Here is a 26878-nt window from a genome sequence, read left to right as displayed (position 1 = left end):
GCCTGGTTCTTTGCCAGGCCATTTATTCAAAGCAAAGCTAATAATGCTGAGGCTCCAGCACCAACGAGACTAGCTACAGTGCTATTATTTAATAAATCCTTAAGTAAAGATTTTGCTTGAGGATCTTGTGATTGAGACACCTTTTCAACAAGTTCAGTGATACTTATATTTACAATAAGATGGTTACGTTCACCGATTTGAACTTGTGTGCCTGATACGCTACCAATGTTGAATGTGTTTTGGCTGGATGGTTTGGGCTTATGCTCATTGGCAGTTAAATTTTCAACCATCAATTTAAGCATGTGTGGGTGTTTTGTACCCCTTTTAAGGGTGCCTCCAGGCAAAAATGACATATCAATTATTTTTAAGGAGATTTCTCCACTTCCCAATTTCTGAGTGATTTCATCACCGATATTTATATGTGGCTCTTCTGTGTAAGGTATCAATACTTTATTTTCTATAGAATTTCTACGTCCTTTGTAGTCAGTCCCTCCAATTGTAAAAACTTCAGGATAGATCATAGAGTTAAGATTCATTGGATTACTCCTTTGGTTGCTGTTTTTAATTTAATCAATGCTTAATAAATAATAGTCATGGCTGGGATTTAAAAATAGATATTAGAAAGTCATATTTTTCTTTGCTCAGTAAGTTTTTTGACATAATGCTCTTCAAAAGTATTTTTGAGAGGGTGATAACTTCATCTTCACCCGAAGAAGCGATCATTGTGAAGAACTCACTAAGTTCTTGAGTGTTGATATTATTGCTTGTGCCAAATTGCGCATATTTGCTATTTACAGTATCTATATTGAATATGTTATGGTTTGGAAATGGTTTTTTCAGTTTTTCTATTTCAGCGTATTCTTTAATCTTCTGGGACATGCTCTCAATGTAACCGCTGACATCTTTCTTTTCTGGGAAGGAAAATCCATCTCCTCTTAAGATTTTATCTGTCTCGGCCATTTCATGGTAAAGCCTGCGAACCATTACAAGTAACAGGAGTTTTGCTTCTTCAATGGGTTCATCTATTGAAAATTGGCATTCAATTGCTAAGGCTGAGGTCTGCTCTAATACATTCACTGAGTAATTTTCAATGTAAGGGCCGATAAAGCCGCTCCAAAAAACATCAACGGGAGAACCTTTGAATGCTACACCTTGATAGCAGATTTCTGTTCCATCATACGCAGTAACTCTCATAGGCGGTCCCGCATTGAAAAATCGCCATCTATGAATCAGCTTGGTTAATTTTTCATCGATATCTTGAACGGATTTATAGGTTCTTTTGTACAACGGGGATGGATGTACACCCGGAACGGCAAGAATCTCTTTTGTCATATGAATCCCCATCATTTTGACCATTGCTTTTTGTAAATTATTTGTGCGTTATCTTTCAAGGATGTTCGGAGTAAAAATACCTTATTTACATCGATAATTTGATCCATATCTTAAAGAGTGGCACTCAGACGTGAGCCGCCACTGGCCGTCAGGTTTTTTGCCCTTCAGACAGGCTCCTTTACTGACGGCCTTCCCTCCAAGCGCTGGTTTCACGTCTTAACATTAATTGTTACGGAAACCACTCCATGAAGAAATTACTCGAATTACGCCAGCAGAAAGCCGCACTCAAAACCCAGATGCGATCCATGCTGGACAAAGCCGACACCGAAAAGCGCAGTCTGAACGAAGAAGAGGGCAAAAAGTTCGACGAACTCCGCGCCGAGGCTGATGCGCTTGAAGTTGAAATCACACGTCTTGAAGCCGTCGCCGACGATCAGCGCAATCTGCCTGGTACTTCCGTTCAAGGTGAGCCTGTAAGCAACGACGAGCTGCGCCACTACATCATGACCGGTGATACCCGCTCTCTCTCCACGCTGGTGCAGGCTGACGGCGGCTATACCGTTATCCCTGAGCTGGACAAAGAGATTATGCGCCAGTTGCAGGATGATAGCGTGATGCGCTCCATCGCAACGGTGAAGACCACTAAAACCAACGAATACCAGAAGCTGGTATCTGTGGGCGGCACTACCGTTAATCGCGGTACAGAAGGTGAAGCACGTACCGAAACCAGCACGCCGAAGATGGAGCGTGTTGATATCAAACTCAACCCGATCTACGCCTACCCGAAAACCACCCAGGAGATTCTCGACTTCTCCGAGGTGGATATTCTGGGCTGGCTGTCTTCTGAAATCGCTGACACCTTCACCGCTACCGAAGAAAGCGACTTTGTGAACGGCGACGGTGATAAAAAATCCAAAGGCTTCCTGTCTTACCCTCGCGCGGCCACTGCCGATAAAACCCGTCCGTTCGGCACGCTGGAGAAGATGGAAGCCGCTGACGTTTCCTCTGATGGTCTGATCGACCTGCTGTACAAACTGAAAGCCAAATACCGCAAAAACGCCGTATGGGTGATGAATTCCAACACCGCCGCCAAACTGCAAAAGCTGAAAAACGGCAACGGGGATTACATCTGGCGCGATCGTCTGGTTGCCGGTTCTCCCGATACGCTGTTGGGCCGTCCTGTTCAGTATCTGGAAACCATGCCGGATGCGGAGGCGGGTAAAGCGTTCCTCGCGGTGGGCGACTTCAAGCGCGGCTATTTTATCGTGGATCACACCACTGGCGTGCGTACCCGTCCTGACAACATCACCGAACCGGGTTTCTACAAGGTGCATACCGATAAATACCTGGGCGGCGGCGTGGTGGACTCCAACGCCATCAAGGTGCTTGAGATTTCCGGCTCCGGTTCCTGATTTGACGTTTAAGGGGCTTCGGCCCCTTTTTGCCCTCTGTGGAGTCCAGTAATGAAAACTATCGATTTTGAAATCCGTACTTCCGAAGTGAGCGCCAGCAACAAAAAGCTGGTGGGCTATGCGGTGCGCTGGAACAGTCTGTCAGAAGTGATCTGGGATGAGTTCCGCGAACAGTTTGCGCCGGGCGCGTTTAAAGACAGCCTGGCATCCGGTAGCGATGTGCGTGCGCTGTACGAGCATAACTATACCCAGCTGCTGGGCCGCACTAAATCCGGCACGCTGGTGCTGTCCGAAGACGATACCGGACTGCGCTTTGAGCTGACCCCGCCGAATACCCAGCTTGGCAATGATGTGCTGGAGCTGGTGGAGCGCGGGGATATCTCCGGCATGAGCTTTGGTTTCCGGGCGCTGAAAGAGGCGTGGGATATTGCGCAATCGCCTTACCTGCGCACCGTGACCGCCGCTGAACTACGGGAAATTACCGTAACATCAATGCCCGCCTACCCGGAATCTGGCGTGGAAATCGCTCACCGTTCGCTTTTCTCCCAACATCCTGAACTGCGCCGCGCTGGCGATAACCGTCGCCGCAGGGCTGAATTAGCGGGGCTTTGATATGTGGAATATCTGGCCGTTTGGCCGTAAGTCTGAATCCTCCGAACAGCGCAGCATGACCATTGATGAGTGGCTGGCGATGGCAGGGATTCCAAATACCGGATCAGGCGAGTATGTGTCTGCGGGTACTGCGGAATCTCTGCCTGCGGTGATGAACGCCGTGTCAGTTATTAGTGAGGCGGTGGCGACAATGCCCTGCTACCTCTACCGCGTCCGTAATGATAATGGTCGTGAGGCGCGGGAGTGGCTGAGCAATCACCCGGTGGATTTTCTCCTGAACGAGCAGCCGAACGACTGCCAGACGCCTTACCAGTTTAAACGCACAATGATGCGTCATTGTTTGCTGAACGGTAACGCCTATGCGGTGATCCAGTGGGGGCGCGACGGTCAGCCGCAATCCCTGCATCCGTATGCGCCGGGGGCGGTTGTTCCTGAGCGTATCGGCCAGCATAAGTACAAATACACCATTACTGAGCCGTTTACCGGGGCTGTGCGCACTTACCTCCAGGAAGAGATTTTGCATCTTCGCTATGCCACCGATGATGGTTTTCTGGGGCGCTCTCCAATTTCCATCTGCCGCGAGGCGCTGGGGTTAGGTCTGGCTCAGCAGCGCCACGGTGCCAGCGTTATGAAAGATGGCATGATGGCGGCGGGAGTCATAACCACAAATGAGTATCTCGACAGCGTGAAGGGCAAGCAGGCTATGGATGCGCTGGATCGGTACAAAGGCGCTAAAAATGCTGGGAAAGTGCCGATCCTTGAAGGTGGGATGGACTACAAGCAGCTTGGTATGAGCAACCAGGATGCCGAATGGCTGGCCTCTCGCCGCTTCACCATCGAAGACATTGCCCGCATGTTCAACGTGTCGCCTATTTTCCTCCAGGAATACAGCAACAGCACCTACAGCAACTTTAGCGAAGCGAGCCGCGCCTTTCTCACCATGACCATGCGCCCGTGGCTGGCGAACTTCGAACAACAAATCAAATCTGCGCTGCTGGTGGCCTCCCCGGTTCCGGGAAGCCGCTATCAGGTGGAGTTTGACTCTGCTGACCTTCTCCGCGCCACGCCAACCGAGCGTTACGCCACTTATGAGCGAGGCATCAAGAACGGGATCATGAACCCGAACGAAGCCCGTGAGCGTGAGGGGATGCCGCCGCGTGACGGTGGTGATGAGTTTAGCCAGGCATGGAAGCAGGAAGTGAAGATCAGTAAGGACGGCAAGGAAGGTGACGCATGAGAGCCGGGGGACTGAGAAACCGGGTAACTATCCGGGTATTCACTACTCACAGAGATCCATCTGGTCAGGTTATTCAGATCTGGGAAGACGGGGAAACCATCTGGGCTGAGGTTAAGGGGATCAGCGGTCGTGAACTGGTAGCGGCTGGTGCCGAGGTTGCCGAAGCAACGATCCGTGTCTGGGTGCGTTTCCTTCGAGATATTACTGCTGCCAACCGTCTGAAGGTGCTGACTGGCCCGTTTGCCGGGGCGACGCTCAACATTATCGGGCCGCCCATACCGGACTCAGGTATGACGCGCCTTGAGATTCTCTGCAAACAGGGGACCGAGAAATGACTACTGAAATCACCCTGACTGAAGCAAAGCTGCATTGTCGTGTTGATGGCTCTGAGGAGGATGCGCTGATTCAGGCGTACATCGATGCGGCGCTGGAGGTCTGCCAGAAGCATATCGGCAAGCGGTTTGATAACGGGCTGGAGTTCACCCCGGCTATCAAGATTGGTTGCCTGATGTACGTCTCTCAGCTGTACGAGTACCGCACGATGATTGCCGATGCTGAGGCGAAAGAGGTTCCGCTGGCTATCTCTGCGCTGTGGTCTGTCTATCGTGATGTGGGGGTGTACTGATGCCATGGCAGCCAATGCGCCGGTGCACCGAACCGGGATGTAATAAGCGGGTAAGGTCCGGCAAGTGTGACGAGCACAGGCGGGAAGCGTGGCGGGAGCAGGATGCCAGACGCGGCCATCGGCGCGCCCGTGGTTACTCTGCCTCATGGGAGAAGTACCGCGCTCAGTATCTGAAACGTCACCCCCTTTGTGTTGAGTGCCAGAAGCTGGGCCTCTACGTTCCTGCAAAGATTGTCGATCACATCATCCCTATCAATGGCGGTGATGATGTTCTGTTCTGGCCGGAGTGGAACCACCAGCCGTTATGCCAGACACATCATAACCAGAAGACCACGCAGCAGGACCCCATCACCAAAGCGAATCGTAAAGCAGGGCTCTACATCGAGCAGGAAGAGCGGGCAGCACAGCGTAATAACTGGATGTATGAGGCCAGCGATGAATGAGAAAGACGTGGTGAATCTGTATCAGTCACTGGCCCGATGCCGTGATGGCTTTGTGCGGGCCCGCACCAGACGCAATGAGCGCCAGCCAGTGAAGCGCATGAGCGAACGTGAGCGGGAGGTGATGGAATGCTTCCGCAACCGCTGACAGGCCGCATGGACGGGGTGGGGGAGGTTTTCAGGACAAAACCCCAGCCGCAAGGCACCGCCTGCCCCCTCAAATTTTTACGCACGGTGATTTTTTTGAAAATAAAACGCGATGGAAACGAGAAATTTTTATGGCAAGACCACCAAAACCGCCCGCTTACCTTGATGAGTTAGCCGCGCAGCAGTGGAAGGCGAAGGCAAAGCAACTGGCCGAACGCGGGGATCTGACTCCCGCCGACTGGAACAACCTTGAGCTTTTTTGCGTTAACTATTCGATGTACCGCAAAGCAGTGGAAGACCTTGCCAGCCGCGGATTCAGCATTGTTAACAGCCAGGGCGGCGAGAGCCGTAATCCGGCGCTTAGCGCAAAGGCCGACGCTGAAAAAATCATGATTAAAATGTCGTCGCTGCTGGGCTTTGATCCGGTAAGCCGCCGCCGTAATCCGGTAGAAACGGAAGAGGAGGACGAGCTTGACCGTCTGGAATGATTACGCAAACGCCATTAAATCCGGTGAAATTCCGGCCTGTAAGCGCGTAAAACAGGCCGTTGAAAGGTACTTTTCAGACCTGAATGATCCCCGTTATGAGTTCGATACGGCGACCGTAGAGCGGTTTATTGCGTTCTCCCGGCTCTGTCCGCACGTCAAAGGCCCGCTTCGGGGCCAGCCTATCGAGCTGGAGCCATGGCAGCAGTTCGCCTTTGCTAACCTGCTGGGCTTTAAGGTCAGAGAGTCAGGCCGCCGGAAGTACAGCAGCGCTTTTATTGAGGTGCCGCGTAAGAACGCTAAATCCACCGTGGCCGCCATGCTGGCTAACTGGTTTCTGGTGATGGAGAAGGGCCAGCAGGATATCTACACGGCGGCGGTTAGCCGGGATCAGGCCCGAATCGTGTTCGACGACGCCCGCCAGATGTGCCTGCTGTCAAAACCTCTGAAAAAGCGCGTCAATATCCAGGCGCATAAGGTCATTTTCCCGAAGAGCAACAGCCTGTTAAAGCCGCTGGCGGCGAAAGCGGCCACCATTGAGGGGACTAACCCCAGCCTGGCGATTGTCGATGAGTACCACCTTCACCCGGATAACGGCGTTTATTCCGCGCTTGAGCTGGGTATGGGCGCACGCCCTGAGGCGATTTTGTTCGCCATCACGACCGCCGGGAGTAACGTTGTCTCCGCCTGTAAACAGCATTATGACTACTGCTGCCAGATTCTGGCCGGGGAAGAGAACAACGATTCGCTGTTTGTCCTGATCTACGAGCTGGACGACGAAAGCGAGGTTGAGCAGCCTGAAATGTGGATTAAGGCTAACCCTAACCTGCATGTGTCCGTTGACGCGGCGAAACTGGAGTCCACCATCCAGAAAGCGCGGGGCATACCGTCGCAGTGGGTCGAAATGCTGACCAAACGTTTCAATATCTGGTGTCAGGGCTCCACGCCGTGGATGGGCGCCGGTGCATGGGATGCCTGTGCGCTCGACTATACCGAAGTCGATCTGGCCGGAATGGAGTGTTATGCCGGGTTTGACCTGTCCTCTACCAGCGATATCACCAGCGTAAGCTATGCATTCCCGTTCGACAGGGAGATCAGACTCCTTACCCGTCATTATCTGCCGGAAGCGCAGCTGCTTAACGTCGCCAACAAAAACCGCGCCATCTACCGCCAGTGGGTAAAAGCGGGATGGATACGCACCACACCCGGCGACTGCATCGACTATGACCGAATCCGTGACGATATTCTTCGCGACGCTGAAACCTTCAATATCCGGCTGGTGGGCTTCGATACGTGGAACGCCACGCACCTGCGCACCCAGCTACAGGGGGCGGGCCTCGATGTGGAGCCGTTCCCGCAAACCTATCTCAAATTCAGTCCGGTAGCGAAATCCTTTGAGGTGTTCGTTAACCGCAGAGTGGTGCGCCACCGTGGCGATCCAGTTCTGGCCTGGGCGATTGGTAACGTGGTGATGGAGACCGACGCTAACGCCAACATTAAGCCCAACAAGAAGAAATCCTCCAACAAGATAGACCCGGCTGTATCTGCGCTGATGGCGTTCGGTACCTTCCAGGCTGAGCATGAGGATTTTGCTTTCGATATGAGCGACAGCCACAAGCAACGGCTGGCGACATTTAACGGTATCTGACAGGAGCAGAATGATGAATACAGCTAATAATGAAACACTTGCGACTATCCGTATGTTTGGCCCGCTCGGCAAAACCTTCGGTAGAACTCACCAGCGCCTGGTGCGAACTACGCATGAGGCATTCCGGGCTCTGGCCGTAACGATCCCCGGATTCGAAAAATACATGAATACAAGCAGGGCTCGTGGTTTAACGTATGCGATCTATGTCGGGAAAAAGAACATTGGAGCAGATGACCTGGAATTTCCTAACAATGGGCGCGAGATTCATATCGTGCCGGTGGTAATTGGAAGCAAAAAAGCAGGAGTGCTACAAACTATTTTAGGTGCTGTTATTGTGGCTGCCTCGATCTGGATGCCTGGTATTGGAATTGCTGCAAGTAATATGATGTTTGCTGCTGGTACTGCGATGACTGTAGGAGGAGTAGCCCAACTTCTTTCCCCTCAGGCTACGGGGCTTGCAAGCAAACAAAGTGCTGATAATAAGGCCTCATACGCGTTTGGAGGCGTAACTAACACTGCTGCGCAAGGCTATCCGGTGCCATTGCTTTACGGTAAACGCCGTATCGGCGGAGCAATCATATCGGCGGGTATCTATGTGGAGGATCAGCAATGACAAATCAGGCGCAGATATGGCCAGAGGGAGAGACATTCACCCGCGAAGTTCTCATTCCTACAAAATACGAGCCGTTGCCGGTGGAAATCACTTACATTGTTCCAGCATTCGAAGTGGTTGTGGATAATTGTCATAACAAAGACCCGGCGAAAGGCTACGCTCTGTTTCGCCAGTTTATAGTTGACTGGGATCAGCAGGATAAGCTGACAGATGATGTGCTGATGTCATTTCTGTTGGCTTACCCCGGTACTGATGAGGCAATTTTAGCTGGATGGTGCGAGCACATGAAAAAGGTGTTGGCGACCAATAAAAAACAGTTCTCTACATTGAGCCAGACGATTAATTGAGGTTGAAAATTTTAAAGTGTGAAACCCGGCTGTTCAACAGCCGGTTGAATATTAGTCCCCATAGCGATTCGTTCGGAAGCTGAAAAAATGCAAATTGATCTAACTAAATGGGTATCCAAAAGAAGTTTACCCTCTAAAGAAAAGATCTTTCTCGAGGGCATTTATGATAGTAAAGATTGGGAACAGTTACGACGTGAGGTAAAGAATCAGACGACGTTAATCACACCAGAATTGCGAGAGGCTTTCCATCTACTATGGATTGAGAAGGGGCATTTTATTAGGCAGCACCTTGGTTGTGATGATGTTGTACTTGATATCCTTCGTACTTTTTTGCCGCCATACACTGGGGATGGGCAATATTTGTTTCGCGGTGAAAATGTTGACCGATTCAAGTGCTCAACAATCGGTTTTTGCTGGACACAATGTGAGAAAAAGGCCCGTCAATTTGCCAGTGGATTAAACGCCTGCGGTAGCGGAGGCCTGCTATTGAAAGCATGGGTTCCGGCAACATCAATTCTTGCAGATGTGCACCCACATAGTATTTATCTCGGAGAGTATGAAGTTACTGTAGATAGTGCGGGTGTTGAACAGCTTGAAGTCATAGAACAATACCCGCCATCACATTAGATTTTAAGGTTATCCTCCAGCGGATCGCACTCCAGCTTTATAACCTTCTTTGTAAGGATCTGAGCCTAGCGGGGTGATTGGCCCAATTGGGGGGACCGGTGGTATTACGTTACCTTGAACAGATTTATAGCCATCTCTGTAACCCCTGGCATACTCATCTTGGTGACTCATGATCAAAATCTCCGCGTGTGTAAAAACCATAAATTAAATATGACTATATATTTTTTCAAGAGATTTTAAACACTCTTTATAGCTAATGGATACAGAGGGGGCTAATCAGATGTGTGGATTGGAATGCATTCCGTTGTCTGCGTATTGCGCTATGACGGGAGAAACCAAAGATAAAATAAAGAATCGTGTAAAGGTTAAGGAGTGGCGGTTAGGTACTCAGGTGCTTAGCGTTCCGGGTACTCGCGAATGGTGGGTAGATTTGGCAGAAGTGACTCGATGGGCCAGGCAGTACTCTATACCTCTCACAGATAAAGAGAGTGGTTTCAATATTGAGGCATTAGACAAGATGGATTCACGTCGAACCAAAAAGAACAGTAAAAACTGATAGTGTTCGCAGTCGTTCATCAATCGGTGCAGTCAGTGGTGCAGTCATTTCAATAAAAAAGGCGCTTCCCCATGCCGAAGAGCGCCTTTTTAAACAAACATTTAACTGATTAGTATCAGTTCATGCCGTATTTTTTCAGTTTCTTACGCAGAGTACCACGGTTGATACCCATCATCAGCGCAGCGCGGGTCTGGTTACCGCGGGTGTATTGCATCACCATGTCCAACAGTGGCTGTTCAACTTCAGCCAGTACCAGCTCATACAGGTCATTAACATCCTGACCATTCAGTTGAGCAAAATAGTTCTTCAGTGCCTGTTTAACCGAGTCACGCAGGGGCTTTTGAGTTACCTGGTCCTGAGAGTTAACGGTAGAAACGGTCAGTACGTCAGAATTTACGCGTTGTTCGAACATAGTTCTGTCAGCTCTTTATTTCATTACGCAAGATTTTCGAAGTATGCCTCCAACGCCTCCAGCTGTTCGCTGGCATCCTCTATGGCGTTGAATGTGCGCCGAAACTGGTCATCTGGAGCGTGCTCCTGGAGATACCAGGAGACGTGTTTACGCGCAATTCGGTACCCTTTTGCCTGACCGTAATGGTCATGCAGTTCCCGAACATGCGAACAAAGCAAGCGCTTAACCTCTGCCAGAGGCAGTGGGGCAAGCAGCTCCCCAGTGTCCAGATAATGCTGGATTTCCCGGAAGATCCAGGGTCTTCCCTGAGCTGCACGTCCTATCATCAGAGCATCAGCTCCCGTATAGTCGAGCACAGCCCTGGCTTTAAGCGGGTCAGTTATGTCGCCATTCGCGATAATCGGAATGGAAACCTTCTGCTTAACTGCCCGAATGCTGTCGTATTCAGCTTCACCATTGAACAAACAGGCGCGAGTGCGTCCATGAATGGTCAGGGCCTGAATGCCACAGTCTTCGGCCAGTTGGGCAATCTCTACACAGTTACGGTGTTCCGGCGACCAACCCGTGCGAATCTTCAACGTAACAGGAACGTCCACCGCGCTGACAACCGCCGTCAGGATAGACTTCACCTGATCGGGGTATTGCAGAAGGGCTGAACCTGCAAGCTTGCGATTCACTTTCTTGGCCGGGCAACCCATATTGATATCAATAATCTGGGCGCCACTTTCCACGTTAATACGCGCGGCATCTGCCATCTCTTCAGGCACGCTTCCGGCGATTTGCACGGTGCGGATACCTGGCTCATCAATGTGCACCATCCGAAGGCGGGATTTATCGCTTTCCCAGACCTGCGGGTTAGACGACATCATCTCGGATACGGTTAAACCGGCTCCCATCTCATAGCACAGCGTCCTGAACGGCCGGTCGGTAATACCTGCCATTGGGGCTGCGATCAGGCGATTTCTAAGCTGGTGGTGTCCGATGCGCATGAGTTAAGAAATGACCATACTGTGACTGCAAGGCGGCGTATATTACGCATTTTTTGCACGAGATGAAAGGCCAAACTTTGAACAATCCACTGTTGTAGATCAAGGAATCGCCGCTCAATCATTCCGTTAAAAATTATTCATCATTTAAATCATTGGGTTATAATTAAATGATTGTTTTATGAGCGCTTACAATTTCCCGTAACTTCTCATCATTTCTCATTAAACGCGACAGTTGAGCGGGATAATCTGCTGTTTTTCGCAGCAGATTTCCTCACTTCTTTGCGATCTCTGTCGCATTTTAGAACATGATCTCAGGGCAAAAAATGCAGATTATTCGACCACAAGACGGCCATGCAGGGCCTGTACCGGGCGGTTGTTATCGTGATGCATTGTATGGGTGAATTTCTCCAGCTGCTCTGCTGAGAGCGTGAGAGGGTGCTTAAGCACAATCCAGGTGACGCCTTCTGAACAAGGTGGGGTGGTCAGTGAACCGCTGAAGCGCCAGTAAGTTTTGTTGACCGGGAGCAGCTTGTTCAGGTTGAGATCCTGCTTAATGGAGATGTTCTGTTCGGCCTGTTGGGGCATCACGCTCCACAGCTTATCAAGCTCCGGGTTCGCGGCGCCTTTATCAAACATGACGGCCACTACGGTCAGCTCACCTGCGCTATTTTTATGCACCAGATGCATTTCCATTGCGTATTTTTTGCCATGCACGGTGTTCTCGCTCGGCGCGTGGAAATGGAACTGCTGCAGAGTCCAGGCTTGATTATCCAGGGTTATCGTGTCGCGGGTATCCGCTTTCTCACTGGCCTGAATGGTATGGCCATTGTTCGTCAACGTCATAGGGCCATCAATGTAGTGCGTTTTAAGCGGAGAGAAATGGGCGTTTGCAGTCGATTCAATGTTAATCGGAGACTGATACATCCCGTTTTGACAGGTCTTGTAGGCCTCGTCCAGTTCACCCCAGTGTTCAGGTGAACCTTCCCCTTCGTAGCTCCAGTGTGATGCGAAAGCTGAAGCCGAGATCATACTCAGCGCAATCAGCGCTGCCTTGCCAGTAATGTGATTCATAATATTCTTCCGGTGAATTGTTGTAATTCAAATCATTATGATTTGTGTGGTTATTTTACCGGAGAAATGCGCGGGGAGAGAGGACTATCAGTGGAGGAGAGGCGTGGTCAGATGACCACGCCAAATGCTTATTTTTTACGACCGGTGATCCTGCACCACTCCTCTTTCTCTACCACCGGGTCGAGGGCGAAGAGATCCGCATAGGCTTCACACACGCTGTCGGCCTGGCTTGCCAGGATACCTGAAAGCCCCAGCAGACCGCCCTCAACGGGCAGTACGCTGATTAACGGTGCCAGTTCACGTAACGGGCCTGCCAGGATGTTGGCGACCACCACGTCGGCTTTCATGGCCGCTGGCTGCGCATCCGGCAAATACAGCTCCAGACGATCGGAGACGCCGTTACGCTCGGCGTTATCGCGGCTGGCCTGAATTGCCTGCGGATCGATATCGATCCCAATCGCTTTTGCCGCACCGAGTTTCAGCGCCGCGATAGCGAGGATCCCGGAGCCGCAGCCGAAGTCGATCACGGTTTTTCCTGCCAGATCCAGACCGTCCAGCCACTGCAGGCACAGGGAGGTGGTCGGGTGGGTGCCGGTACCAAATGCCAGGCCCGGGTCGAGCATCACGTTGACGGCGTTTTCATCTGGCACTTCGCGCCAGCTTGGGCAGATCCACAGTCGCTTGCCAAATTGCATCGGGTGGAAGTTATCCATCCACTCCCGTTCCCAGTCTTTATCTTCCAGCTGTTCGATTTTGTGCACGAAACCTGCACCTAACAGTGGATGGTTTTCCAGGATCGCGACGACCTCTTTCATGTCGGTCTCGGCATCGAACAGGCCAATGACGTCGGTATCACCCCACAGGCGCGTTTCGCCCGGCAGCGGTTCGAAGACTGGCGTGTCATGCGTGTCCTGGAAGGTGATGGAGACCGAGCCGGCCTCCATCAGCGCATCGCTCAGTTCCTCGGCGTTTGCGCCGGTTGTATTCAGTTTTAATTGGATCCACGGCATGGCAAAACTCTTTATTTATCAGTAGAAATCATAGCGGACTGTGGGACGGGCTGACCGAAACGGTTCCCCACCACAAACGCCAGTAAACTTAGCAGTAACGAAGGCACAATAGGATGGAAGCCCAGGTACTGAATCTTAAACGTTGCGAGGACGGCATACAGCACACCGCCAACAATCATCGCGCCCAGCGCGCCTGCAGCATTGGCACGTTCCCAGTAGAGACCTAACACCAGCGGCCAGAGGAAAACGGCTTCAAGGCCGCCGAACGCCAGCAGGTTCAGCCAGATGATCATCTCCGGCGGGCGCCATGCGGCTAACAGCAGCAATGCCCCTAACACCAGCGTAATAATGGCTGACATACGCTTCAGGCGACGTTCATTTTCTACCTGCTCAGGACGCAGGTTGAGATAGAGATCTTTAATGATCGTCGCGGAGCTTTGCAGTAGCTGGGCGTTGATAGTGGACATAATAGCGGCCATTGGCGCAGCAAGGAAAATCCCGGCGGCAAATGGCGGCAGCACTTTAACCATCAGTGTCGGGATCACCAGATCCGGCACGGTAAGGTCAGGGATGACTGCACGTCCTAATGCACCCGCCAGATGCATGCCGAACATCAGGATCGCGACGACAATCGTCCCGATAATAATGCCTTTGTGAACGGCTTTGCTGTCTTTATAGGAGATACAGCGCACGGCGGTATGGGGCAGACCAATCACCCCAAAGCAGACTAACACCCAGAACGACGTCATAAATGCCGGAGAAAGAATATCATCCGCGCCTTGCGGCGAGACCAGTTTCGGATCTATGGCTTCCAGGGTTTCCACCGCATGCGTAAGTCCACCCGCAGCATGAACGATGCCCACCAGCAGAACGATCGTGCCAATCAGCATGACCATTCCCTGCAGCGTATCGTTCAGCACGCTGGCGCGGAATCCGCCAAACGCAGTATACAGCGCAATGCTTACCCCGAAGATAATCAACCCTGTCTCGTAGGGGATCCCGGCTGCCGTTTCCAGCAGACGAGCTCCACCGATAAACTGCACCGTCATCGCACCAATAAAGGCGACCAGCAGGCTCAGGCTTGCCAGCCACACCAGCAAGCGACTCTGGTAGCGTGCAAACAGCATATCGTTGAGCGTCACGGCGTTATAGCGCCGTGCCAGAATGGCAAACTTTTTACCCAGAATACCCAGAGAGAGCCAGACGGCAGGTAGCTGGATCATGGCCAGCAGTACCCAGCCTAACCCGTACTTATACGCGGCACCGGGACCGCCGATAAATGAACTGGCGCTGATGTAGGTGGCCGTCAGCGTCATGGCCAGCACGACGCCACCCATCGAACGGCTACCGAGGAAATACTCATTCAGAAAGGCGCCGGTCGCCCTTTTACGCATGGCATAAATGGACAAGCCAAATACGACCAGCAGGTATGCGACAAGCGGCAGAATGACTTCAAGCTGCATCATCGTCCTCCAGCGGAATATCCCGGTAGATAAATTTAACCATCGCCCAGCACAGCAGGATAAATACCAGCGGTACCAGCAGGCACGCCATTTCAAACCAGTGTGGCAGGCCGGTAATACCGATGTCTGAATTAGGTAAGTAAGCGGTTACCAACCATGCGGCAAGATAGAGAAGGGTCAGCCACAGCGCCCAGCGCGCTTCTTTATGGGCCTGAACAAAACGAGCGTCCATCCACTCTCCTGGATAATTCATAGTGAGAGGCGGATTGTACGCATTGCAGGGGGGATACCAAATCATTTTCTGCTGCGCCAGAAACTGGCGCAGCAATAAAGCATTTACTTCACAATGGAGAGATCGACATTCACGTTTGCCGTCCAGTCAGTGTTGTGCCAGTCATTCGCAATCAGGTGGAGAACACCCGTATAGCTGCCCTGAGGCAAAAGCGGGTTATCTTCTGCTTTATAAGCGATTCTTAAATATGCACTTGTTCCAGAGTTGCAGTTTACCGCGGTGTTAACGGAATGAATATTGCAGCCGCCATGGCTGTTCTGGCCACGCAGTTTCACGATGAAGGTTCTGTTACGGCTATCGACAACCTGCGCATACAGTGGCGTTTCACCATCCTCAACCCAGACCAGAGAGGTAGGGCCCGCCTTAGGTGTGTTGGTCACAAAAGCAATATTTACGGTGTTATCTTCAGCTGGAACTTCAATCGTTATCGGGGAAGAGCCGTTCAGGCTACCGGTAAAGGTTTTCGCAACTTTCTTAGGCTGAGGTAAATTCAGCGCATTAATTGCTGCAATCGCCTCTGCGGAAAGGGGAATATTCCACTGCTGGAAATACTGGTTCAGATTAACGCCGGCGATTTTACTGGCATTAAGCGTAAACCAGTCGATTTTTTTCTGGCTGCTATTAACCAGGGTTGGGTCATTCTGGTTAACTTCACGGTAAGCTTTCGACAGTGCCGGGTAAAGCTGTGGCCAGCTCGTCATTATTTCACCAAAGAAAGACGCCCTACGGAACAGATCTTCTTTAGCAAAATTCCAGGTGTGCCCGGATTTCAGCAGAGTGCCGATAGCTTGTTGATCCCAACCGAAACCGTAAAAGCCTTCATTACTATGACAGTTTTTGAAATCGGTATCGCCGAGGGTGGTGTAACATGCAGCGATAGAATAAAGGTTGACGGTAACTTCTCCCTGGTCACTCCAGGACCATCCCATCTGGAACTGATGACCGTATTCGTGCCAGTCGAGCCAGCTCGGCGTCTCAGGGATTGAGCTGTCACCACCCACGCCAATCAGCCCTTGCCCGCTATTTGCCCAGCAGCAGCTCTGATAAGAGACGAAGAGCAAGCCACGGCTAGGCTGGTGCAACCAGCTCGAGCCATCCAGCCCATCGACTTTGTCATAAGTAATGGTTCGCAGCAGCGACTGGCGGAGGGTCTGCTCTATATTTTTAGTTGCTGAGTTTTGCGCAATTGCCTGACTTGCAACGAAGCGTGTCCTGCCATCAAACATAAAGTGGTAGCCTGATGGCGTTGTGGCCTGTGCCTGCTGGCGCCACTCGGCTCTGTCATTCATACCAAAGATAAAGAGGGGGTGATACGTACCGCCGTTAACAATATCAACGGAGACGAATGTATCAATATTCTCCATTTTTTTGGTTTTATCCTGACACCCAACGATAAGCAGCGCGTTCTGAGAGAATGTGTAGGTTGTGTCACCGTTTGCATTCAGAATAAGCTCATTAGCAGGACCGACAATACCTTCGTAGTTAGGATCAACGGCAGCATAGCAGGAAACATTTTGCGGAACATCACCGAGACGGAGGGTAACGTTTTCACCCTTGACGCCCCATGTATGTGTTAAGAAGTAATTATTACGTCCACCGTTGGTGGTTCTGTTCGTGCCATTGCCATGAACTTCGGTAACAGGAATTTGATAGCGACCTTGTTCAGCCTCACCGTAAACTTTTAAAGTACGGTTGAGCCAGAACAGGGGGTTATTGACATTTTGTACATCATAGGTTGATGCATAAGCTGGATTGATTAAATTATTGTAGTCAATACCTAATTCATCGAGTGCTTCAGTAAATCCCGGATTATTTTTCCACTCGTCCCACATCGTTTGGTTAGTAGAGACCGTCTCCGCCGCATAACAAGCGGAAGAAACAGACGCACAGAGTAGTGCTGCGATGGAAAAAGTTTTCTTTATTCCATGTTGAAATATATTCATAGTTAAAATGTCCGTAATTAAACATGAGGTGAAGCTTGTTTAATTACAACATTTCGTAACGGATTATTAAATGTAGAACTAATTAATATTCATTGTAGTGAATCTGATAAATAAGCAAGTCAGGCCGAATCATTTTCTGCTGCGCCAGAAACTGGCGCAGCAATAAAGCACTTACTTCACAATGGAGAGATCGACATTCACGTTTGCCGTCCAGTCCGTGTTGTGCCAGTCACGCGCAATCAGATGAAGAACACCCGTATAGCTGCCCTGAGGCAGATGCGGGTTATCTTCTGCTTTATAAGCGACTCTTAAATATGCGCTTGTTCCTGAGTTGCAGTTAACCGCGGTGTTAACGGAATGAATATTGCAGCCGCCATGGCTGTTCTGGCCACGCAGTTTCACGATGAAGCTTCTGTTACGACTATCGACAACCTGCGCATACAGTGGCGTTTCACCATCCTCAACCCAGACCAGAGAGGTAGGGCCAGCCTTAGGTGTGTTGGTCACAAAAGCAATATTCACAGTGTTATCTTCAGCCGGAACTTCAATCGTAATCGGGGAAGAGCCGTTCAGGCTACTGGTAAAGGTTTTTGTCACTTTGTTCGGCTGAGGTAATTTCAGGGCAGCAATTTGTGAGTCAGCATCAGCGGAATATCCTAAACCCCAACGTGTAAAGAATTCACGTAAATCATGCCCCGCTGCTTTGCTGGCATTGACCACAAAGAAATCAATTTTTTGTTGATTGGTTGCAACCAGAGATTTGCCTTTACCCTCGTTATAGGTTTCGCGGTAGGTTTTGCCAATATAAGCGAAGAGATCGGGCCACGATGTTTTCAGCTGGGTAAACATCATTAATTTACGGAAGACGTCATTGTCAGTATCAAACTGATGTGTTTCGCCAGCGTTCAGGAAAGAACCGACGGCCTGCTGATCCCAGGAGAAATTGTTGTAATACAGATTTTCGTGACAGGATTTATCCGTGACTTCTCCGCGTAACACACGGCAGGCTGAAACGGACATAATATTATTTGTCACTTCCGTTAACCCGTCCCATGCCCAGGTCATCTGATTTTGGTGGCCATATTCATGCCAATGGCCCCAGCTGGTTTCGGTTGGTAAGCTGTTGCCAAAGCCGATCCCAATACGTCCGGCTCCTCCCTGAGACCAGCAGCAGCTGTTAAAAATACCGAAATTCAAACCACGCAGAGGCTGATGTAAATACGATGACCCATCAAGCCCGTTAACCCTATCATAGTCCATGACGTAGCTTAATTGTTCGCGCAGCATTTGCAGCACATTGGTATTCAGTGACGCTTTAGCGGTGGAATTATTCACGACATACCGAGAGCGCCCGTCAAACAGCAGCGTTTGCCCGGTCGGTGTACTCTGCTGGCTCAGGGCCTTCCACTCTTCTTTTGTGTTAAGTCCGAAAACAAATAGCGGGTGTTTTTTCGCGGTCGTCGATGTGACATCCACACGAACGAGTGTGTTCATATGGCTATAGGTACCACTTTTATCCCAGCAGGCCAGCAGCATTAATCCATTTTCACTCAGGGTATATTGCGTTGAGTGATTGGCATTTAACTGCACCTGATATTTAGTGGTGATTGTACCGCTGTATTGATTTTCCAGTCCTGCGTAGCAGACCACATCATCGGGTTGGGAAGAGGTGGTCAATGTGAACGTATCACCCTCTTCACCATAATAATAGGTATTAAAATAGGGATTGCGACCTGTGAAGCCTGTTCTGGCACGAGCTTCATCATGATCTTCAATGGCTGGAATATAATAAATGTCTTTGTCAGCATCACCATAAATTTGCATGGTGCGCTTTTGCCAGTAGAGAACATCAGTCGGGTCGGCTGAACGGGTGAGGGTTTTTTGTGGATCTTCAGATAACAGTTGATAACTCATACCGAGTTCATCCAGAGCTTCATTGAAGGCCTGGTTATCCTGCCATCTTTCCCACCAGTTGGCCGTGGTTTCAGCGTATAAAGGCAAAGACGTTACCGATGCACATAACAGCGCAGCAGCAACACATTTTTTCTGTATGCCACTCTTCAGTATATTCATAAAAGATATGTCCGTTATCGAGAAAATATTAAGAAAAACGGACTCATTACATCACGCTGTAATATCGTTAAGAACCGAGGAATAATGAAAAGTAAATGTAGAAAAAATGATGATATTGAATATTTCTAGGTTGGGTTGGAGATATAGTGACGGTAAATAGTTTGGGGTGAGAAACAAGGACGCAAAAAATAAACACGCCTGATAAACAGGCGTGTTTTTAGATTACTTCTCGTTGAGGCCGAGTTTCTTCTCAAGATAGTGGATGTTAGTTCCACCATTCTGGAAGTGCTCGTCGCTCATGATGCGCATCTGGAGATCAACGTTGGTTTTAATACCGTCGATGATCAACTCCTGCAGGGCGTTCTTCATGCGGGCAATCGCCACGTCACGGTTTTCGCCGTAGCAGATGAGCTTGCCGATCATTGAGTCATAGTACGGCGGTACGGTGTAACCGGCGTAGATATGAGACTCCCAACGCACACCAAAGCCACCCGGCGCGTGGAAACGCGTGATTTTACCCGGGCTTGGCAGGAAGGTGTTCGGGTCTTCGGCGTTGATACGGCATTCAACCGCATGGCCTTTCACCACGACTTCTTCCTGCTTGATGGACAACGGCTGACCCGCAGCGATACGCAGCTGTTCTTTGATCAGGTCAACGCCGGTGATCATTTCGGTAACCGGGTGTTCAACCTGAATACGGGTGTTCATCTCAATGAAGTAGAATTCGCCGTTTTCGAACAGGAACTCAAAAGTACCCGCCCCGCGATAGCCGATATCGACACACGCCTTGGCGCAACGCTCACCGATGTAGCGACGCAGTTCCGGGGTAATGCCCGGCGCAGGTGCTTCTTCGACGACTTTCTGGTGACGACGCTGCATGGAGCAGTCACGTTCTGCCAGATAGATCGCGTTACCCTGACCGTCAGCCAACACCTGAATTTCGATGTGGCGTGGGTTTTCCAGGTATTTTTCCATGTACACCATGTCATTGCTGAAAGCCGCTTTCGCTTCCGCTTTGGTCATGGAGATGGACTGCGCCAGTTCAGCATCGCTGCGTACTACGCGCATACCGCGACCGCCGCCACCGCCGGACGCCTTGATGATAACCGGGTAGCCAATGCGTTTAGCATGAGCACGGTTAGCATCCATGTCGTCGGTCAGAGGGCCGTCAGAGCCTGGTACGGTTGGCACACCGGCTTTTTTCATCGCGGTGATCGCAGACACTTTGTCGCCCATCAGGCGGATAGTGTCGGCTTTCGGGCCGATGAAGATAAAGCCAGAACGTTCAACCTGCTCAGCAAAGTTGGCGTTCTCAGAGAGGAAGCCATAACCCGGATGAATTGCCACCGCGCCGGTGATTTCAGCGGCGCTGATGATAGCCGGGATGTTCAGATAGCTTTTTACGGACGGAGCCGGGCCAATACAGACCGTCTCATCCGCCAGCAATACGTGTTTTAAATCGCGATCCGCACTTGAGTGCACCGCGACGGTCTTGATGCCCAGTTCTTTACAGGCACGAAGAATACGCAGTGCAATCTCGCCGCGGTTGGCGATAACAATTTTATCCAGCATGTTCGCCTCGTTACTCGATGACGACCAGCGGCTCGTCAAATTCAACCGGCTGACCACTTTCGACCAGAATCGCTTTCACAGTACCTGATTTGTCTGCTTCGATCTGGTTCATCATTTTCATCGCTTCAACGATGCACAGGGTATCGCCTACGTTGACTTTCTGACCCACTTCGATGAACGCCTTCGCGTCCGGGCTCGGGGTGCGGTAGAAAGTACCAACCATTGGGGAACGTACGATGTGACCACTGATTTCTGCTGCAGCGGCAGGTGCGGCTTCAGCTGCTGGTGCAACGGCTGCGGAGAGCGCAGGCTGCTGCACTGGCGCAGCGTAAGCCTGCTGCATTACCGGGAAGCTAGCGGCTGGGGCTGCACGGCTGATGCGTACAGACTCTTCGCCTTCAGAAATTTCCAGTTCGGAGATGCCTGATTCTTCAACCAGCTCGATCAGTTTTTTAATCTTACGAATATCCATGAGTGGGTTCCGTACTCTTGTTTAGTGTGATTGTGACAAGCGTTTTACCGCTGTCTGTAAAGCGTATGAATAACCGTCAGCGCCCAGTCCGCAGATAACGCCAGTAGCGATATCCGACAGATACGAATGGTGGCGGAACGGCTCTCGGGCGTGCACGTTACTCAGGTGGATCTCGATAAACGGGATACTCACCGCGAGCAGTGCGTCGCGGATAGCAACACTGGTGTGCGTAAACGCGGCCGGATTGATCAGGATATAGTCCACATTGTCTTTAGCCTGATGAATACGGTCGATGATTGCGTACTCCGCGTTTGACTGAAAATGATCCAAATCCACATTCAGCGACGCTGCTTCCGTGCTCAGACGGTTAACAATTTCGCTCAATGTTAGCGTGCCGTACTTCTCTGGCTCACGGGTGCCGAGCATGTTCAGGTTCGGTCCGTTCAATACTAAGATATGGAACTTGTCAGTCATTATGCCGCTATCTCCTGCGATTTTCGGGTAAAAAACAAAATATACCGTCGAAGCGCAAATGTCACCTTTTCAGAGGCCAAAAACCACTGTCAGGCGAACCAAGGTCGCACATTATAACGATTTCGTAGCATTTGGCAGCTAAATACTGGTCTTATCAGGGAAGATTATCAACCGCAATCCAAAAAAGATTTGCGGTTGAGGGGGAATCTGCGGGAAAACGCACAGTTTCGCGAACTATCGCAACCACTGGCGGAACTTCTTGTAACGCCATGCTAAAAGCGCCACTGCCGCCAGCGCATACAGGACTGGCTGCGGGGAGAGGATCTTCACCGACCACAGATAATGAATGGGGGCGAGGATCGCGACAAGATAGACGAAGTTGTGCAGTAACTGCCAGCGTCTGCCCAGCTTTCGCTGCGCATATTGCGTGGACGTCAGCGCTAACGCCAGTAAAACCAGCCAGCTTACGATACCCAACGTCAGATAAGGGCGTGTCACCAGCTCTCGGCCAAGCAGTGTCAGATTGTTAATTCCCAGTTCCAGCAGGGCGTAGCTGGTAAGGTGCAGCGTCGCCCAGGCAAAACACCATAGCCCCAAAAGCCGACGGGTACGTATCAATAATGGCTGTTTAGCGTAGCGCGCCAGCGGCGAGACGAGCAAGGTTGCCAGTAAAAATTTCAGAGCCATCCGACCCGTAAAATGCTGGATATCTTTTGCTGGATCGGCGCTAAAGAGGCCCTGACTGGCGGCCCAGAACAACCAGATAAAAGGAAGTATCCCAGCTAAATGCAGCAGCACTTTCAGCCAGGTAATCTGCTTTGCCGTTAAACGCACTCAGAAGTTCTCCCGTAAATTAAGGCCACGGTAAAGCGAAGCCACTTCATCCGCATACCCGTTAAACAACATCGTGGGCTGACGCTTAACGTCCAGCGCACCACCCGCGCCAATAAAGCGCTCAGTCGCCTGCGACCAGCGGGGATGATCCACATGCGGATTCACATTCGCGAAGAAACCGTATTCACCCGGTGCTGCCAGGTTCCAGGTCGTTGGCGGACGCTCGCGGGTCAGCTTAATGCTGACGATAGACTTAATTCCTTTGAAGCCGTATTTCCACGGTACGGTTAACCGAATGGGGGCGCCGTTCTGAGGAGGAAGCGCCTTGCCGTAAACGCCGACGGTCAGCAGGGTAAGGGGATGCATGGCTTCGTCGAGGCGTAGCCCTTCAACGTACGGATAGTCCAGCCCACCGCCGATAAACCGATCTTTCTGGCCCGGCATCTCGTCCGGAGCGTAGCGCGTCTGGAAGGCGACATATTTTGCATTGCTAGTGGGCTCAACCAACGCCAGCAGCTTATGCAGCGGGAAGCCGACCCAGGGCACCACCATCGACCAGGCTTCCACGCAGCGCATGCGATAGATACGCTCTTCGAGCGGGAAGCGGGTGGTCAGATCGTGGTGGTCGAGCGTCAGGGGTTTTGCCACCTCGCCGTCAATTTTCAACGTCCACGGATCGGTTTTCATGCTGCCTGCATTGGCGGCAGGATCGGCTTTATCCAGACCAAATTCGTAAAAGTTGTTGTAGCCGGTGACTTTGTCTTCAGGGGTGAGCGTCAGTTTGTTTTGCCACTCGGCGGGTTTCGTAAACGTAAGCGGGGCACCGGAAGGCGCCTTAGGGCGATCGTTACCTTTAAACCAGTCGAGCAGGTCGGCATGTGCCGCAGGGGAGAGCGTCAGTGCAGTGGCGCTGATGCCAAGCATTTTCAGGATCTGGCGGCGCTGTAACATAAAGACAGACTCGGACGTTACGTCGGCTTCCGTCAGTTTTCGGTTTTTCATGGCATCCTCCGTCATGCGTTTTTCTAAGCATGACGGAGGAGAGCGCTTAACGCGAATATGTCACGAAAATTTGAAGATTAGGCGATTTTCACCAGCGCGCGACCGTGGAACTGGTTATCCATGATTTTACTGGCATAGTCTGGCGCCTGGCTGAGGCTTATCTCCGTTGCGCTCTGGGTAAAGAACGATTCCGGCAGATCGCGTACCAGACGTTCCCAGGCCTCCGTGCGGCGAGCCGCTGGCGTCATCACGGAGTCCACGCCCTGCAGGCGAACGTTACGCAAAATAAACGGCATGACGGTAGTTGGCAGGGCAAAGCCGCCCGCCAGACCGCAGGCTGCCACGCAGCCGCCGTAGTTCATCTGCGCCAGGACCTTCGCCAGCACTTTATCGCCGACGGTATCTACCGCGCCCGCCCAGACCTGTTTTTCCAGTGGACGGGTTTCGGCGAATTCATCGCGGCCAAGAATGCGGCTGGCACCGAGCTGGCGAAGATAATCATGCGTACTTTCCCGGCCGGAAACCGCCGTGACCTGGTAACCCAGTTTGTGCAGCAACGTTACCGCCGTGCTCCCCACGCCACCGCTGGCGCCGGTCACGACAATGTCACCCGACTCAGGGCGAACCCCCGCCTCTTCCAGCGCCATCACGCAAAGCATGGCGGTAAAGCCTGCGGTGCCGATGATCATCGCTTTGCGACCATCCATGCCTTTCGGCATCGGCACGAGCCAGTCGCCTTTTACGCGCGCCTGTGTTGCCAGCCCGCCCCAGTGATTTTCACCCACACCCCAGCCGGTGAGCAACACGTGCTGGCCCGCATGGAAGCGAGGGTCTTCGCTGCTGTGGACCCGGCCAGCAAAATCAATACCCGGCACCATAGGGAAATTTCGGATGATTTTACCCTTACCGGTGATCGCCAGTGCATCTTTGTAATTTAAACTGGACCAGTCGATGTCGACGGTGACGTCGCCTTCCGGCAGACGGCTCTCTTCTACGGCCTGTACTGAGGCAAGCGTTTTGCCGTCCTGCTGTTCTAAGATCAAAGCCTGCATACGGGGTCCTCACGACTCAGATGATTGGAAAATAATTTCTGAAGACTATACTCGCTCAGGGTAATTCAATGCCGATTTAACGCAATAAATTGCCAGATACGCCCGATTTGGTAGTATGCCGCATTTGAAATGCAAGTTAGCGCTTACTCGCTACCCCCTCAACCCACGGAGTAATCTCAAGGATGCGATTAACGACGAAGTTCTCGGCTTTTATCACCTTGCTAACGGGGCTGACCATCTTTGTCACGCTTCTGGGTTGCTCTTTGAGCTTTTATAACGCCATTCAGGACAAACTGGTCAACCGGGTGCAGTCTGTTGCGTCGGTCATTGATACGCGTCTGCTGACCACGCCACTCCCGTCGCTCTCCCGGGAACTGGATGAGTTGATGGTGCCGGTTGATATTATTCGGATCGATATTCAGCAGGGAAAGCATCAGGTTTTAAGCCATGAACGGCAGGGAAGTTATCGCCCTGCGGGCGTAGTGAGTCAGTACCGGGAAGTAACGGTGCACTCCCTTAAAAACCCGGGTATGACCATTCACATGGTCTATCTCGATCCGATGGCCAGCTATTTCCGTTCCATGATGACCACCGCGCCGCTCACGATCGCGGTTGCATTCATTATTCTGCTCATTTTTCTCGCGGTTCGCTGGTTGCGCCGCCAGCTCTCAGGGCAGGAACTGCTGGAAATCCGCTCCGTCCGCATCCTGAATGGTGAGCGCGGCCCGCAGGTGCGCGGCTCTGTTCATGAATGGCCGTCACGCACCAGCAGTGCGCTGGATACGTTGCTCTCAGAAATTCAGTTTGCCAGCGACCAGCGCAGCCGTATGGATACGCTGATCCGCTCTTATGCCGCGCAGGATAATAAAACCGGCCTTAACAACCGCCTTTTCTTTGATAATCAACTGGCCACGCTGCTCGACGATTCGGAAAAAGTGGGCACTCACGGCGTGGTGATGATGATTCGCCTGCCCGATTTCGATCTGCTGCGCGACACATGGGGGCAGCGGGCCGCGGAAGAAAATCTCTTTACGCTGATCAACCTGCTCTCCACCTTTATCATGCGCTACCCCGGGGCACTATTGGCCCGCTATCACCGCAGCGACTTTGCCGTGTTATTGCCGCATCGCACGCTAAAAGAGTCGGAAAGTATTGCCAGCCAGCTGCTGAAGGCGGTAGACGCGCTGCCCCAGAGTAAAATGCTCGATCGCGACGACATGGTGCATATGGGGATCTGCGCCTGGCGCGGCGGTCAGTCGACGGAGCAGGTGATGGAGCATGCGGAATCGGCTACCCGCAACGCCGTGTTGCAGGGGGCGAACGGATGGGCCGTTTACGATGACTCGTTACCGGAAAAAGGGCGTGGAAACGTGCGGTGGCGTACGTTGATTGAGCAAATGCTGAGCCGCGGTGGGCCACGTATTTATCAAAAACCGGCGGTCATGAAAAACGGCTATGTCCACCATCGCGAACTGATGTGCCGTATTTTTGACGGTACGGAAGAGGTTATTTCTGCGGAATATCTGCCAATGGTGCTGCAATTTGGGCTGTCTGAAGAGTATGACCGCCAGCAAATTTCCCGCCTGATCCCATTTTTATCTTTCTGGCCGGAAGAAAGTCTGGCGTTACAGGTCACCGTTGAGTCGTTAATACGCCCGCGTTTTCAGCGCTGGCTGCGTGATACATTAATGCAATGCGAAAAATCGCAACGCAAACGCATTATTTTTGAACTTGCTGAGGCGGATGTGGGTCAACACATCAGCCGGTTACGTCCGGTGGTTCGTTTGATCAACGCGCTCGGTGCGCGTGTGGCGGTGACACAAGCTGGTTTAACGCTGGTCAGTACCGACTGGATCAAGGAACTGGATGTGGAGCTATTAAAGCTGCATCCGGGGCTGGTAAGAAATATTGAAAAGCGCACGGAAAACCAGCTGCTGGTTCAGAGTCTGGTTGAAGCGTGTAAAGGAACCCGAACACAAGTCTTTGCCGCGGGCGTGCGCTCCAGGGGCGAATGGCAGATGTTAACAGAGCGCGGTGTCATGGGCGGTCAGGGCGATTTTTTTGCCGCCTCTCAACCGCTTGACACCAACGTGAAAAAATATTTGCAAAGATACTCTGTTTGACCTGCCGTTTACGTT

At 51.5% G+C, this 26878-nt stretch carries 29 protein-coding genes; 13 read left to right on the top strand and 16 right to left on the bottom strand.

Annotated features, from left to right (window positions below):
• Window positions 1–26: 26 nt before the first annotated feature.
• Both L3068_RS20785 and L3068_RS20780 read right to left on the bottom strand, forming a co-directional pair.
• A complete protein-coding gene (locus L3068_RS20785) occupies window positions 27–536 on the bottom strand; it encodes a hypothetical protein (RefSeq protein WP_023304523.1) in 510 nt (169 codons plus the stop codon).
• Between the two features lie 55 nt (window positions 537–591).
• Window positions 592–1332, bottom strand: a complete 741-nt coding sequence (locus L3068_RS20780) for a hypothetical protein (protein ID WP_023304522.1) — start codon at window positions 1330–1332, stop codon at window positions 592–594.
• A gap of 245 nt (window positions 1333–1577) precedes the next feature.
• On the opposite strand from L3068_RS20780, the gene L3068_RS20775 reads away from it, so the two are divergent.
• The 12 genes from L3068_RS20775 to L3068_RS20720 all read left to right on the top strand — a co-directional run bounded on the left by L3068_RS20775 (window position 1578) and on the right by L3068_RS20720 (window position 9525).
• Complete coding sequence (locus L3068_RS20775) at window positions 1578–2744, top strand: phage major capsid protein (RefSeq protein WP_042348054.1); 1167 nt, start codon at window positions 1578–1580, stop codon at window positions 2742–2744.
• Window positions 2745–2795: 51 nt separating this feature from the next.
• Window positions 2796–3356, top strand: coding sequence for an HK97 family phage prohead protease (locus L3068_RS20770; RefSeq protein WP_236904767.1), 561 nt, complete (start codon window positions 2796–2798; stop codon window positions 3354–3356).
• A gap of 1 nt (window position 3357) precedes the next feature.
• Entirely contained in the window at window positions 3358–4593 is a 1236-nt protein-coding gene (locus L3068_RS20765; protein WP_032673048.1) for a phage portal protein, read from the top strand.
• Complete coding sequence (locus tag L3068_RS20760; RefSeq protein WP_236904766.1) at window positions 4590–4928, top strand: phage head closure protein; 339 nt, start codon at window positions 4590–4592, stop codon at window positions 4926–4928. The genes L3068_RS20765 and L3068_RS20760 overlap by 4 nt, the downstream gene beginning before the upstream one ends.
• Entirely contained in the window at window positions 4925–5218 is a 294-nt protein-coding gene (locus L3068_RS20755; protein WP_042348057.1) for a head-tail connector protein, read from the top strand. The genes L3068_RS20760 and L3068_RS20755 overlap by 4 nt, the downstream gene beginning before the upstream one ends.
• Window positions 5218–5661 (top strand): HNH endonuclease signature motif containing protein, encoded by a 444-nt coding sequence (locus tag L3068_RS20750; RefSeq protein WP_032655283.1) that lies wholly within the window; start codon window positions 5218–5220, stop codon window positions 5659–5661. Before L3068_RS20755 ends, L3068_RS20750 begins: the two co-directional genes overlap by 1 nt.
• Window positions 5654–5806, top strand: a complete 153-nt coding sequence (locus L3068_RS20745; RefSeq protein WP_162184623.1) for a hypothetical protein — start codon at window positions 5654–5656, stop codon at window positions 5804–5806. Before L3068_RS20750 ends, L3068_RS20745 begins: the two co-directional genes overlap by 8 nt.
• 130 nt (window positions 5807–5936) lie before the next feature.
• A complete protein-coding gene (locus L3068_RS20740) occupies window positions 5937–6293 on the top strand; it encodes a phage terminase small subunit P27 family (protein ID WP_000113647.1) in 357 nt (118 codons plus the stop codon).
• Window positions 6277–7938 (top strand): terminase large subunit, encoded by a 1662-nt coding sequence (locus tag L3068_RS20735; RefSeq protein ID WP_023304452.1) that lies wholly within the window; start codon window positions 6277–6279, stop codon window positions 7936–7938. Before L3068_RS20740 ends, L3068_RS20735 begins: the two co-directional genes overlap by 17 nt.
• 13 nt (window positions 7939–7951) lie before the next feature.
• The gene (locus L3068_RS20730; RefSeq protein ID WP_023304512.1) at window positions 7952–8551 is read left to right on the top strand and encodes a tail assembly protein; all 600 of its coding nucleotides are present in this window, start codon (window positions 7952–7954) and stop codon (window positions 8549–8551) included.
• Entirely contained in the window at window positions 8548–8898 is a 351-nt protein-coding gene (locus L3068_RS20725; protein ID WP_023304511.1) for a hypothetical protein, read from the top strand. Before L3068_RS20730 ends, L3068_RS20725 begins: the two co-directional genes overlap by 4 nt.
• 87 nt (window positions 8899–8985) lie before the next feature.
• The gene (locus tag L3068_RS20720) at window positions 8986–9525 is read left to right on the top strand and encodes a hypothetical protein (protein ID WP_023304510.1); all 540 of its coding nucleotides are present in this window, start codon (window positions 8986–8988) and stop codon (window positions 9523–9525) included.
• Window positions 9526–10196: 671 nt separating this feature from the next.
• Here the strand turns inward: L3068_RS20720 and fis are convergent.
• From fis to acuI, 14 genes are all read right to left on the bottom strand, one after another.
• A complete protein-coding gene (gene fis / locus L3068_RS20715) occupies window positions 10197–10493 on the bottom strand; it encodes a DNA-binding transcriptional regulator Fis (RefSeq protein WP_000462905.1) in 297 nt (98 codons plus the stop codon).
• Window positions 10494–10516: 23 nt separating this feature from the next.
• The gene (gene dusB / locus L3068_RS20710) at window positions 10517–11482 is read right to left on the bottom strand and encodes a tRNA dihydrouridine synthase DusB (protein WP_014885445.1); all 966 of its coding nucleotides are present in this window, start codon (window positions 11480–11482) and stop codon (window positions 10517–10519) included.
• Window positions 11483–11812: 330 nt separating this feature from the next.
• Window positions 11813–12553, bottom strand: a complete 741-nt coding sequence (locus L3068_RS20705) for a carbonic anhydrase (RefSeq protein ID WP_063862157.1) — start codon at window positions 12551–12553, stop codon at window positions 11813–11815.
• 128 nt (window positions 12554–12681) lie between these two features.
• On the bottom strand, window positions 12682–13563 hold the full coding sequence (gene prmA, locus L3068_RS20700; protein ID WP_014885443.1) for a 50S ribosomal protein L11 methyltransferase: 882 nt from the start codon (window positions 13561–13563) through the stop codon (window positions 12682–12684).
• An 11-nt stretch (window positions 13564–13574) separates the two neighbouring features.
• Window positions 13575–15026 carry a sodium/pantothenate symporter gene (gene panF, locus L3068_RS20695; RefSeq protein ID WP_014885442.1) on the bottom strand — a complete coding sequence of 484 codons (1452 nt, stop codon included), beginning with the start codon at window positions 15024–15026 and terminating at the stop codon, window positions 13575–13577.
• Window positions 15016–15258 (bottom strand): YhdT family protein, encoded by a 243-nt coding sequence (locus L3068_RS20690; protein WP_014885441.1) that lies wholly within the window; start codon window positions 15256–15258, stop codon window positions 15016–15018. The genes panF and L3068_RS20690 overlap by 11 nt, the downstream gene beginning before the upstream one ends.
• Window positions 15259–15362: 104 nt before the next feature.
• On the bottom strand, window positions 15363–17261 hold the full coding sequence (locus tag L3068_RS20685) for a M60 family metallopeptidase (protein WP_228037406.1): 1899 nt from the start codon (window positions 17259–17261) through the stop codon (window positions 15363–15365).
• A gap of 171 nt (window positions 17262–17432) precedes the next feature.
• Entirely contained in the window at window positions 17433–19334 is a 1902-nt protein-coding gene (locus L3068_RS20680) for a M60 family metallopeptidase (RefSeq protein WP_214602841.1), read from the bottom strand.
• A 222-nt stretch (window positions 19335–19556) separates the two neighbouring features.
• Window positions 19557–20906, bottom strand: coding sequence for an acetyl-CoA carboxylase biotin carboxylase subunit (gene accC / locus L3068_RS20675; RefSeq protein ID WP_003860388.1), 1350 nt, complete (start codon window positions 20904–20906; stop codon window positions 19557–19559).
• A gap of 10 nt (window positions 20907–20916) precedes the next feature.
• A complete protein-coding gene (gene accB, locus L3068_RS20670) occupies window positions 20917–21378 on the bottom strand; it encodes an acetyl-CoA carboxylase biotin carboxyl carrier protein (protein ID WP_010436174.1) in 462 nt (153 codons plus the stop codon).
• Between the two features lie 21 nt (window positions 21379–21399).
• A complete protein-coding gene (gene aroQ, locus L3068_RS20665; protein WP_023331425.1) occupies window positions 21400–21852 on the bottom strand; it encodes a type II 3-dehydroquinate dehydratase in 453 nt (150 codons plus the stop codon).
• Between the two features lie 234 nt (window positions 21853–22086).
• Entirely contained in the window at window positions 22087–22686 is a 600-nt protein-coding gene (gene msrQ / locus L3068_RS20660; RefSeq protein ID WP_014885437.1) for a protein-methionine-sulfoxide reductase heme-binding subunit MsrQ, read from the bottom strand.
• Window positions 22687–23688, bottom strand: coding sequence for a protein-methionine-sulfoxide reductase catalytic subunit MsrP (gene msrP, locus L3068_RS20655; RefSeq protein WP_096217823.1), 1002 nt, complete (start codon window positions 23686–23688; stop codon window positions 22687–22689).
• 77 nt (window positions 23689–23765) lie between these two features.
• On the bottom strand, window positions 23766–24740 hold the full coding sequence (gene acuI / locus L3068_RS20650; protein ID WP_023337867.1) for an acrylyl-CoA reductase (NADPH): 975 nt from the start codon (window positions 24738–24740) through the stop codon (window positions 23766–23768).
• Window positions 24741–24922: 182 nt separating this feature from the next.
• On the opposite strand from acuI, the gene csrD reads away from it, so the two are divergent.
• On the top strand, window positions 24923–26863 hold the full coding sequence (gene csrD, locus L3068_RS20645) for an RNase E specificity factor CsrD (RefSeq protein ID WP_023337866.1): 1941 nt from the start codon (window positions 24923–24925) through the stop codon (window positions 26861–26863).
• Window positions 26864–26878: the final 15 nt, after the last annotated feature.

Source organism: Enterobacter cloacae complex sp. ECL414 (genome assembly GCF_021869685.1).
GTDB classification, from domain to species: Bacteria; Pseudomonadota; Gammaproteobacteria; order Enterobacterales; family Enterobacteriaceae; genus Enterobacter; species Enterobacter kobei.
Note: the sequence above shows the minus strand (reverse complement) of the source record. Positions and strands in the feature narration are given on the sequence as shown.

Bases quoted from the DNA above. Each gene is read 5' to 3' on its own strand.
- L3068_RS20785 (WP_023304523.1), bottom strand. From the start codon at position 536: ATGAATCTTAACTCTATGATCTATCCTGAAGTTTTTACAATTGGAGGG.
- L3068_RS20780 (WP_023304522.1), bottom strand. From the start codon at position 1,332: ATGACAAAAGAGATTCTTGCCGTTCCGGGTGTACATCCATCCCCGTTG.
- L3068_RS20775 (WP_042348054.1), top strand. From the start codon at position 1,578: ATGAAGAAATTACTCGAATTACGCCAGCAGAAAGCCGCACTCAAAACC.
- L3068_RS20770 (WP_236904767.1), top strand. From the start codon at position 2,796: ATGAAAACTATCGATTTTGAAATCCGTACTTCCGAAGTGAGCGCCAGC.
- L3068_RS20765 (WP_032673048.1), top strand. From the start codon at position 3,358: ATGTGGAATATCTGGCCGTTTGGCCGTAAGTCTGAATCCTCCGAACAG.
- L3068_RS20760 (WP_236904766.1), top strand. From the start codon at position 4,590: ATGAGAGCCGGGGGACTGAGAAACCGGGTAACTATCCGGGTATTCACT.
- L3068_RS20755 (WP_042348057.1), top strand. From the start codon at position 4,925: ATGACTACTGAAATCACCCTGACTGAAGCAAAGCTGCATTGTCGTGTT.
- L3068_RS20750 (WP_032655283.1), top strand. From the start codon at position 5,218: ATGCCATGGCAGCCAATGCGCCGGTGCACCGAACCGGGATGTAATAAG.
- L3068_RS20745 (WP_162184623.1), top strand. From the start codon at position 5,654: ATGAATGAGAAAGACGTGGTGAATCTGTATCAGTCACTGGCCCGATGC.
- L3068_RS20740 (WP_000113647.1), top strand. From the start codon at position 5,937: ATGGCAAGACCACCAAAACCGCCCGCTTACCTTGATGAGTTAGCCGCG.
- L3068_RS20730 (WP_023304512.1), top strand. From the start codon at position 7,952: ATGAATACAGCTAATAATGAAACACTTGCGACTATCCGTATGTTTGGC.
- L3068_RS20725 (WP_023304511.1), top strand. From the start codon at position 8,548: ATGACAAATCAGGCGCAGATATGGCCAGAGGGAGAGACATTCACCCGC.
- L3068_RS20720 (WP_023304510.1), top strand. From the start codon at position 8,986: ATGCAAATTGATCTAACTAAATGGGTATCCAAAAGAAGTTTACCCTCT.
- fis (WP_000462905.1), bottom strand. From the start codon at position 10,493: ATGTTCGAACAACGCGTAAATTCTGACGTACTGACCGTTTCTACCGTT.
- dusB (WP_014885445.1), bottom strand. From the start codon at position 11,482: ATGCGCATCGGACACCACCAGCTTAGAAATCGCCTGATCGCAGCCCCA.
- L3068_RS20705 (WP_063862157.1), bottom strand. From the start codon at position 12,553: ATGAATCACATTACTGGCAAGGCAGCGCTGATTGCGCTGAGTATGATC.
- prmA (WP_014885443.1), bottom strand. From the start codon at position 13,563: ATGCCGTGGATCCAATTAAAACTGAATACAACCGGCGCAAACGCCGAG.
- panF (WP_014885442.1), bottom strand. From the start codon at position 15,026: ATGCAGCTTGAAGTCATTCTGCCGCTTGTCGCATACCTGCTGGTCGTA.
- L3068_RS20690 (WP_014885441.1), bottom strand. From the start codon at position 15,258: ATGGACGCTCGTTTTGTTCAGGCCCATAAAGAAGCGCGCTGGGCGCTG.
- L3068_RS20685 (WP_228037406.1), bottom strand. From the start codon at position 17,261: ATGAATATATTTCAACATGGAATAAAGAAAACTTTTTCCATCGCAGCA.
- L3068_RS20680 (WP_214602841.1), bottom strand. From the start codon at position 19,334: ATGAATATACTGAAGAGTGGCATACAGAAAAAATGTGTTGCTGCTGCG.
- accC (WP_003860388.1), bottom strand. From the start codon at position 20,906: ATGCTGGATAAAATTGTTATCGCCAACCGCGGCGAGATTGCACTGCGT.
- accB (WP_010436174.1), bottom strand. From the start codon at position 21,378: ATGGATATTCGTAAGATTAAAAAACTGATCGAGCTGGTTGAAGAATCA.
- aroQ (WP_023331425.1), bottom strand. From the start codon at position 21,852: ATGACTGACAAGTTCCATATCTTAGTATTGAACGGACCGAACCTGAAC.
- msrP (WP_096217823.1), bottom strand. From the start codon at position 23,688: ATGAAAAACCGAAAACTGACGGAAGCCGACGTAACGTCCGAGTCTGTC.
- acuI (WP_023337867.1), bottom strand. From the start codon at position 24,740: ATGCAGGCTTTGATCTTAGAACAGCAGGACGGCAAAACGCTTGCCTCA.
- csrD (WP_023337866.1), top strand. From the start codon at position 24,923: ATGCGATTAACGACGAAGTTCTCGGCTTTTATCACCTTGCTAACGGGG.